Below are 8313 nucleotides of genomic sequence, written 5' to 3'. Positions count from 1 at the left end.
TCGTGGCCGCGAACACCGGCGCAGCCGGTGCCATCCACCGCGTCGCCTGCTTCGCGGGCTTGCCCGCTCCCACAGGGATCGCGCCGGCCTTTAGAAATTGAGTAAGACAGTTGCTCCCACATGGAGTCGCGCAGGCCTATGGCTCACGCAAGCGGCCCCATGCCCTGCCCCAGGCAATCCGCTATCCTGAGCACTTTCCCGCTCCGGACCACCCATGGAACTGCACATCCGCCTGGAAGGCCGCAAAGGCCTGGCCGACCAGCTTTACCAGCAACTGCGCGCCGGCATCGACAGCGGCCACCTGGCCGCCGGCACCCAGCTGCCGCCCAGCCGCTTGCTGGCCGAGCAGCTGGGCGTTTCGCGCAAAACCGTGGCCGAGGCCTATGCCCGACTGACTTACGACAACCTGCTCAGCGGCGTGGTCGGCCGTGGCACCTTCATCACCCCGCGCCAGCCGCTGCGCAGCCGCACATCACCGAGCATTCCGCTGGCCGCCGCCGCGTCGCTCGAACGCTGGCAGCAGCGCGCCACCGTACTCGGCCAACGCCAGTTGCAGGCACCGTCGCGTTACGACTTTGTCGGCGGCGCTTCGAGCAAGGTGCAGTTCCCGTTCGGCCAGTGGCGCAGCTGCCTGAACTACGCCCTGCGCCGCAGCCAGCGCCACCCGGAACGGCACTTCACCGCCCAGGGCCTGCCAGAGCTGCGCGAGGCCATCGCCCACCACATCGCCTACGCCCGGGGGGTGCATTGCAGCGCCGCCGACCTGCTGGTGTGCAACGGCGCCCAGCAGGCGCTGGACCTGATCGCCCGGGTGCTGGTCGAGCCGGGCTGCCAGGTGGCCATGGAAGACCCCGGCTACCCGCCGGCGCGGCAACTGTTCCTGGCGTTGGGCGCGCGCGTGCAATCGGTAGCGGTGGACGAGGAAGGCCTGTGCGTGGAGCAAATCGCCGCCGGCACCCGGCTGATCTACGTGACGCCCTCGCATCAGTTCCCGCTGGGCATGCCGATGAGCGCGCCGCGTCGGCATGCGCTGCTGGCACGCGCCGCCGAGCTGGGGGCGTTGATCATCGAAGACGATTACGACTGCGAGTTCCGCTATCACGGGCCCGCCGCAGACGCCCTGCAGCGCCTTGACCGGCATGGCCTGGTGGCATATGTGGGGACGTTTTCCAAGACCCTGCTGGCGGAACTGCGCCTGGGCTACGCCGTGCTGCCCCCGGCGGTGCTGGAGGCCGCTTGCGTGGCCAAGCACCTCAGCGACTGGCACAGCCCGCCGCTGATGCAGTGGGCGCTGGCGCGTTTTCTTGGCGAAGGCCACCTGAACAAGCACATCCGCCGCTGCCACGAGGTCTACAGCGCCCGTCGCGAGCGCATCCTCGCACGCCTGGGCGGTGACCTGGCGCCGTGGTTCAGCGCCATCCCCGCCAGCGCCGGCTTCCACCTCAGCGCCCTGGCCAGGCCCGGGGTCGATGTCGAACTGCTGACCAACCTTGCACGCAAGGTGGAAGTCGGCCTGTATTCGCTGGCGCCGTTCTTCAGCGAAGCGCCGGTACGCCCGGGGCTGCTGCTGGGCTTCGGCGCGATCGAGCTGCTGGACATCGACCCGGCACTGGACCGGGTGCGCGACACCCTGCAGCGCCTCAGTTGACCGGCGCGGCCTTGCCCCCGGCTGGCGAGCGGGCAATGGCCGCCGCGTAACCGCGTGGGTTGAAGCACGCGGTGACCAGCAGCATCGCCAGCACGGTCACGGTCAACAGCGCCCACGAGGCCTGGAAGTCACCGCTCACATCACGCAACCAGCCGGTGATGTAGGGCACGATGCCGGTGATGATGAAACCGACCCCCTGCACGAACGCCGCCAGGCTGCCCGCCTCGGCAGGCGTTTTCAGGTGTTCCAGGGTCAGCGTCAGGCTCTGGCTGAAACAGGCGCCGAGGCCGAAGCCGATCAGCGCCACCCACAGCCCCGAGGCCAGCGTGGGGGCCAGCAGCAGGCCGAGAAAACCGCCCAACTGGATCGCCAGCGCCAGCCACAGGCCCGGGCGACGGTCTGCCCAGCGCCGCAGCAGCAACGGCAAACCCAGTGCGCCGGCGACCTGGAAAAGGGTCATCAGGCCCACCAGGTCGGCACCGCCTTGGGCGCTGCCACCGTGCTCGATATGGTACGCCGGCAGCCAGGCCACCATGCTGGTGTAGCCGCCGTTGATCAGGCCGAAGTACAGCGCCAGCAGCCAGGCCCGGCGCGTGCCGAACCAGTGCCCGCCACTGGCGCCGGCCAGCGCAGGGGCGTCCTGGCGCGGCCGCAGCACGGCCCAGGCCAGCAGCGCCAGCAGCGCCGGGGCCGCCCACAGGCCGAGGCCGACCTGCCAATGGCCGAAGTGGCCGCTGATGTGCGGCCCGAGCACGGCGGCCAGGCCACCACCGCTCATCAGCGCCGCCGAATACAGGCCCATTGCCGCCGCCAGGCGACCAGGGAACCAGCGGTTGACCAGCCCCGGCATCATGCCTTGCACCACCGCCACCCCAAGGCCGGCGACCAGCGCACTGGCGATCAGCGCCCAGGCGCTGTCCAGCTGCAGGCGCCACAGGCACGCCAGGGCGATGGCTGCCAGCCCCGCGAGCATACCGCCATGCTCGCTCAGCCAGCGCCGCAGCCAGGGTTGCAACAAGGGCACCAGGCCCATGCACAGCACCGGCAATGCAGTCAGCAAGGCGGCCTGCTGATAACCCAGGCCGGTACTGGCGCGCATCGGTTCGAGCAGCGGCCCGATGCTGGTCAGGATCGGCCGCAGGTTCAATGCCAGCAGCACCACCAGCAGCAGGTTCAATGCCACCCTCATTGGGCGCTGGCCTGTTTCCACTCAAGGTACAGACCGCCTTCGCCGCTGGGTTTCAGCGCGCGCAGCGGCAGGCTCTGCTGCTGCGGCGGGCGCGCCATCTGCGCGTACACCGCGGCAGTGGACAAGCCGTACGGCTCGCCTTCGGCGTTGTCGTAGGCAAACCAGGCCCGTTCGATGCCACACAGGTGCATGGCCGCCAGGCACATCGGGCACGGGTGGCCGCTGGCATAGAGTTCGGCGCCGTCCAGGCGCGCCTGGCCGAGCGCATGGCTGGCCTTGCGAATGGCCTGCATCTCGGCGTGGGCGGTCGGGTCCTGGGTGCTGTGGATCTCGTTCACCGCACGCGCCAGCACCTGCCCCTTGTACACCAGCACGGCACCGAAGGGCCGGCCGCCGGCGCGGATATTGGCGCGGGCCAGGTCGAGGGCTTCGCGCATGTAGCGTTCATCGGACATGAAGGGGTTCTCCTGTTGCAAGATCGGGTCATTATCCGGGCTTGGGCGGCCTGGCAGAAATGAAGAGATTGGATGCTTGTCAGTGGCCAGCTGAATGGCCGATTGGCCTCCCGCAGATGCGCCGGATTGGCTATCGGGGCGGCGCAGGGGCGGCGCTACAGTAGCGCCACCCCCAACCACACACCTCTGGAGACAGCCATGCACAACCGTATCGAATGGGCCAGGCACGCCCCCGAAGCCTACAAAGCCATGGTCGGCCTGGAGCAGGCCCTGGCCAAGAGCGGCCTGGAAAATTCCCTGCTGGAGCTGGTGCGCCTGCGCGCCTCGCAGATCAACGGCTGTGCCTACTGCGTCAACCTGCACGCCAACGATGCGCGCAAGGCCGGCGAGACCGAGGCGCGCCTGCAGACCTTGTGCGTGTGGCAGGAAACGGCCTATTTCACACCACGTGAACGTGCGGCACTGGCTTGGGTCGAGAGCTTGACGCGGCTGCCGGAACAAGGCGCGCCGCAAGCGCAATATGACGCCCTGCAGGAACACTTCGAACCGGCCGAAGTGGCCAACCTGACCTTGGCGATTGCCACCATCAATGCCTGGAACCGCTTTGGCGTCGGGTTTGCCATGGTGCCGGCCTGATTATTGATCGGTAGCCTGGGCAGGCCTCTTCGCGGGCTTGCCCGCTCCCACAGGTACAGCGCTGCTTGCAGATTCTGTGGGAGCGGGCGAGCCCGCGAAGAGGCCGGTACAGGCAACACCTCAACGCCCGGCCAACCGCGCCCGGTAGCTGCCCGGGCTATGGCCGGTCCATTTCTTGAACGCCCTGTGAAATGCACTGGGCTCCTGGAAACCCGTCTGCTCGGCGATTTCGGCGATGCTCAACACCCCTTCGCGCAACCGCTCGAAGGCCATCGCCCGGCGCACCTCATCCTTGATCTGCTGGTACGAACGCCCTTCCCGCTCCAGTTGCCGGCGGAAGGTACTGGCACTGACACCCTGCTGCTGCGCCAGCGCCGCCAGCGTCGGCCACTGGCCATAGCGCCGCGCGCGCAGGTGCCGGTACACCTCGGCCACCAGCCCGTTCTGGTTGCGAAAACGGATCACCAGCCCCTGCGGCGCGCTGCGCAGAAAGGTCTTCAGGGCGGCCAGGTCCTGCACCACCGGCAGGCGCAGGTAAGCGCTGTCGAACTCCACCTCGGTGCGCCCGCTACCCAGGCGCAGGTCTGGCCCCCACAACAGCAGGTCGTCGTCCTGGGCCGGGCGCGACACCGCCAGCTCGGTGCGGTCGATGGCGATCCTCCGCCCGGCCAGCCAGCACAGCATGCCGATCATCAGCACCAGGTAGGTTTCCTCGGCGTACACCCGAGTCAGCGGGTCGGCAATGTTCGACTGCACGCTGATCAGCGCGCGCCCGCCGCGTACCGTCAGGCTGCCGCGCAAGTCACGCAGGAACAGGCCGAAGCCGCCGATGCACTGGCGCAAGGCTTTTTCCAGGGTCGGCTCGAGGATCAGGCCGCGGCAGATCAGGGCAAAACTGCCCAGCGGCATGCCATGGCTGTCGAGGGCAAAGAACTCGTCGTCCAGGCGCTGGATAAGCGCCAGCCACAGCTGGGCGAAAGCCTTGGCCGGCACCCGCGCCTGGGGTTGCCCGAGCAGTTGCGGGTCGATGCCCACCGCACGCAGCTGTGCATCGCGATCGGCGGGGCAATCGCGCAGGGCGTGGAGCATGGCATTGAGGAAGTACACGGCGACCGAATCGCTATCGCGCATGGCGGTTTTCGCTGTCTATGCTGAGTGGCAAAAAGTGCCAGGTTGTCTGAACAGTTCCGGCATAGGCTGCAACAGAGCCTTTGCCTAGACTCGGTCCCACTCCGGGATCGTCGGCCATTCTCGCAGAGCCTGGCCCGGTCCCGCCATGCCTTCGCAATCGGAGCCCCTATGAGCAGCGCAGAAATCTACGTCGTCAGTGCCGTCCGTTCCGCCATTGGTAGCTTTGGCGGCGCCCTCAAGGACCTGCCGCTGGCCGACCTGGCCAGCACCATCACCCGCGCCGCCATCGAGCGTTCGGGCCTGGCCGCCGAGCAGGTCGGCCACCTGGTGATGGGCACCGTGATCCCCACCGAGCCACGCGACGCCTACCTGGCCCGGGTGGCGGCGATGAACGCCGGCATCCCCAAGGAAACCCCGGCCTTCAACGTCAACCGCCTGTGCGGTTCGGGCCTGCAGGCCATCGTCTCGGCGGCCCAATGCCTGCTGCTGGGTGACACCGATGTGGCCGTGGCGGCTGGCGCCGAATCCATGAGCCGTGGCCCGTACCTGCTGCCGCAGGCCCGTTGGGGTGCACGCATGGGTGACCTGCAAGGCATCGACTACACCGTCGGCGTACTGCACGACCCGTTCGAACACTTCCACATGGGCATTACCGCCGAGAACGTCTCGGCCAAGCACGGCATTACCCGCGAAATGCAGGACGAGCTGGCCCTGACCAGCCAGCGCCGTGCCGCGCGCGCCATCGCCGAAGGCCGTTTCGCCAGCCAGATCGTCCCGCTGGAACTGAAAACCCGCAAGGGCAGCGTTCAGTTCAGTGTCGATGAGCATGTGCGGGGCGAAGTGACCAGCGAACAACTGGCCGGAATGAAGCCGGTGTTCCGCAAGGACGGTACCGTCACTGCCGGCAACGCCAGTGGCATCAACGATGGCGCCGGCGGCCTGGTGCTGGCCACCGGTGATGCGGTGCGCCGCCTGGGCCTGAAGCCACTGGCCCGGCTGGTCGGCTACGCGCATGCCGGCGTCGAGCCTGAACTGATGGGCCTGGGCCCGATCCCGGCCACCCGCAAGGTGCTGGAAAAGACCGGCTTGAAGGTGCAGGACCTGGATGTGATCGAGTCCAACGAAGCGTTCGCCGCCCAGGCCTGCGCCGTGAGCCGCGAACTGGGCTTCGACCCGGAGAAGGTCAACCCCAACGGCTCGGGCATTTCCCTCGGCCACCCGGTCGGTGCCACCGGCGCGATCATCGCGACCAAGGCCATCCACGAGCTGCAACGCATCCAGGGCCGCTACGCCCTGGCCACCATGTGCATCGGCGGCGGCCAAGGCATCGCCGTGGTCTTCGAGCGCGTCTGAAGGGGAACATGAGCCACATGAGCATTGAACAGATCGCCGTGATCGGCGCCGGCACCATGGGCAACGGCATTGCCCAGGTGTGTGCCGTGGCGGGCTACCAGGTGTTGCTGGTGGACGTTTCCGACGCCGCGCTGGAGCGCGGCGTGGCCACCTTGAGCAAGAACCTCGAGCGCCAGGTCAGCAAAGGCACCCTTGCCGCCGACCAGGCGGCAGCCGCCCGCACCCGCATTCGCACCAGCACCGACTACACCCAGCTCGGCGGCGCGCAGCTGGTGATCGAGGCCGCCACTGAAAACCTGCAGCTCAAGCAGCGCATTCTGCAGCAGGTAGCTGGCAACGTTGCCGCCGATTGCCTGATCGCCACCAACACCTCGTCGTTGTCGGTGACCCAGCTGGCGGCCAGCATCGAACACCCCGAGCGCTTCATCGGCGTGCACTTCTTCAACCCGGTGCCGATGATGGCGCTGGTCGAGATCATTCGCAGCCTGCAGACCAGCGACAGCACCTACGCCCAGGCGCTGGTGGTGACCGAAAAAGTCGGCAAGACCCCGATCACCGCCGGCAACCGCCCGGGCTTCGTGGTCAACCGCATCCTGGTGCCGATGATCAACGAAGCGATCTTCGTGCGCCAGGAAGGCCTGGCCAGTGCCGAAGACATCGACACCGGCATGCGCCTTGGCTGCAACCAGCCGATCGGCCCGCTGGCGCTGGCCGATCTGATTGGCCTGGATACCCTGCTGGCGATCATGGAAGCGTTCCACGAAGGCTTCAACGACAGCAAGTACCGCCCTGCCCCGTTGCTCAAGGAAATGGTCGCGGCCGGTTGGCTGGGGCGCAAGAGCGGCCGCGGTTTCTTCACCTACTGAGGAGCGAACGCCATGCCCCCGGTCAATGCCGCGATGCGCTGTGCCAACTTTGAAGAGCGACGTGACCGGGCCATGGCGCTGTTTGCCGAGAAGGGCTTTGGCCAGGTCAGCATGCGCGAGCTGGCGGCCCATGTCGGGCTGACCGCAGGTTCGCTGTACCATCACTTCCCCAGCAAGCAGGACTTGTTGTACGACCTGATCGAGGAATTGTACGAGGAACTGCAGGCCACCCTCGACCAGGGGCGGCGGGCCATGGCCCGTGGCGCCTCGGCCTTGAGCTGCCTGATTGCCGCGCACTGGCAACTGCATGCCGAGCGGCCGCTGCAGTTTCGCCTGGCAGAGCGGGACTTGTGCTGCCTGAGCGACGACCAGCAGGCGCGCCTGGCCTTGCTGCGCAAGCGCTATGAGGCGGGCTTGCTGCGGTTGATCGCACCGCAGGCGAAATTGCAGGGGGAGGCTTTGCTGGCGACGGCGCATGTGCTGGCGACGTTGCTCAACCAGTTACCGGGGTTGTTGAAGGCCTTGCCCGAGGAACAGGGGCTGGGGTTGATGGAAAGCATGCTGGTGGGTGGGCTGGAGCGGACCCTGCGCTAGCCTCGGACCTTGTGGGAGCGGGTTCACCCGCGAAGCCGGCTACGCGGTGGATGGCACCGGCTACGCCGGTGTTCGCGGCTAAAGCCGCTCCCACAGGTATTACATGAGCCCACGACCTGCGCGATTCCATGTGGGAGCGGGCAAGCCCGCGAAGCAGGCGACGCGGTGGATGGCACCGGCTGCGCCGGTGTTCGCGGCTAAGCCGCTCCCACAGGTAATGCGTGAGCCAAGGCATGCGTGATTTCATGTGGGAGCGGGTTCACCCGCGAAGCAGGCGACGCGGTGGATGGCACCGGCTGCGCCGGTGTTCGCGGCCACGGCCGCTCCCACAGGTAATGCGTGAGCCAAGGCATGCGCGATTTCATGTGGGAGCGGGTTCACCCGCGAAGCAGGCGACGCGGTGGATGGCACCGGCTGCGCCGGTGTTCGCGGCTAAAGCCG

The 8313-nt window shown here is 67.6% G+C and carries 8 protein-coding genes; 5 read left to right on the top strand and 3 right to left on the bottom strand.

What is annotated here, in order from left to right; genetic code table 11:
• The first annotated feature begins 214 nt into the window (after positions 1-214).
• On the top strand, positions 215-1648 hold the full coding sequence (locus tag C6A77_RS24705; protein WP_114171969.1) for a PLP-dependent aminotransferase family protein: 1434 nt from the start codon (positions 215-217) through the stop codon (positions 1646-1648).
• Here the strand turns inward: C6A77_RS24705 and C6A77_RS24700 are convergent.
• Positions 1641-2837 (bottom strand): cyanate transporter, encoded by a 1197-nt coding sequence (locus C6A77_RS24700; protein ID WP_114171968.1) that lies wholly within the window; start codon positions 2835-2837, stop codon positions 1641-1643. The two genes, C6A77_RS24705 and C6A77_RS24700, sit on opposite strands and share 8 nt — an antisense overlap.
• Positions 2834-3292, bottom strand: a complete 459-nt coding sequence (locus tag C6A77_RS24695; protein ID WP_114171967.1) for a nucleoside deaminase — start codon at positions 3290-3292, stop codon at positions 2834-2836. The genes C6A77_RS24700 and C6A77_RS24695 overlap by 4 nt, the downstream gene beginning before the upstream one ends.
• Before the next feature lie 198 nt (positions 3293-3490).
• Between C6A77_RS24695 and C6A77_RS24690 the strand changes: the two genes are divergently transcribed.
• Positions 3491-3928: a carboxymuconolactone decarboxylase family protein gene (locus tag C6A77_RS24690; protein WP_114171966.1), complete on the top strand. Its 438-nt coding sequence runs from the start codon at positions 3491-3493 to the stop codon at positions 3926-3928.
• Between the two features lie 120 nt (positions 3929-4048).
• Here C6A77_RS24690 and C6A77_RS24685 read toward each other — a convergent pair whose 3' ends face one another.
• Entirely contained in the window at positions 4049-5059 is a 1011-nt protein-coding gene (locus C6A77_RS24685; RefSeq protein ID WP_114171965.1) for an AraC family transcriptional regulator, read from the bottom strand.
• Between the two features lie 168 nt (positions 5060-5227).
• Here C6A77_RS24685 and C6A77_RS24680 point away from each other — a divergent pair, with 168 nt between their 5' ends.
• From C6A77_RS24680 to C6A77_RS24670, 3 genes are read left to right on the top strand one after another with little or no spacing between them, the layout of a single operon-like run.
• Entirely contained in the window at positions 5228-6412 is a 1185-nt protein-coding gene (locus C6A77_RS24680; RefSeq protein ID WP_114171964.1) for an acetyl-CoA C-acyltransferase family protein, read from the top strand.
• A gap of 17 nt (positions 6413-6429) precedes the next feature.
• Positions 6430-7278: a 3-hydroxybutyryl-CoA dehydrogenase gene (locus tag C6A77_RS24675; protein ID WP_114171963.1), complete on the top strand. Its 849-nt coding sequence runs from the start codon at positions 6430-6432 to the stop codon at positions 7276-7278.
• Between the two features lie 12 nt (positions 7279-7290).
• Positions 7291-7872 carry a TetR/AcrR family transcriptional regulator gene (locus tag C6A77_RS24670; protein ID WP_114171962.1) on the top strand — a complete coding sequence of 194 codons (582 nt, stop codon included), beginning with the start codon at positions 7291-7293 and terminating at the stop codon, positions 7870-7872.
• The last annotated feature ends 441 nt before the right edge of the window (positions 7873-8313 follow it).

The organism is Pseudomonas sp. AFG_SD02_1510_Pfu_092 (assembly GCF_003331055.1).
Taxonomy (GTDB): domain Bacteria; phylum Pseudomonadota; class Gammaproteobacteria; order Pseudomonadales; family Pseudomonadaceae; genus Aquipseudomonas.
Note: the sequence above shows the minus strand (reverse complement) of the source record. Positions and strands in the feature narration are given on the sequence as shown.

Excerpts from the sequence above, each read along its gene's own strand:
- C6A77_RS24700 (WP_114171968.1), bottom strand. The coding sequence starts at position 2,837 with ATGAGGGTGGCATTGAACCTGCTGCTGGTGGTGCTGCTGGCATTGAAC.
- C6A77_RS24695 (WP_114171967.1), bottom strand. The coding sequence starts at position 3,292 with ATGTCCGATGAACGCTACATGCGCGAAGCCCTCGACCTGGCCCGCGCC.
- C6A77_RS24680 (WP_114171964.1), top strand. The coding sequence starts at position 5,228 with ATGAGCAGCGCAGAAATCTACGTCGTCAGTGCCGTCCGTTCCGCCATT.
- C6A77_RS24685 (WP_114171965.1), bottom strand. The coding sequence starts at position 5,059 with ATGCGCGATAGCGATTCGGTCGCCGTGTACTTCCTCAATGCCATGCTC.
- C6A77_RS24690 (WP_114171966.1), top strand. The coding sequence starts at position 3,491 with ATGCACAACCGTATCGAATGGGCCAGGCACGCCCCCGAAGCCTACAAA.
- C6A77_RS24670 (WP_114171962.1), top strand. The coding sequence starts at position 7,291 with ATGCCCCCGGTCAATGCCGCGATGCGCTGTGCCAACTTTGAAGAGCGA.
- C6A77_RS24675 (WP_114171963.1), top strand. The coding sequence starts at position 6,430 with ATGAGCATTGAACAGATCGCCGTGATCGGCGCCGGCACCATGGGCAAC.
- C6A77_RS24705 (WP_114171969.1), top strand. The coding sequence starts at position 215 with ATGGAACTGCACATCCGCCTGGAAGGCCGCAAAGGCCTGGCCGACCAG.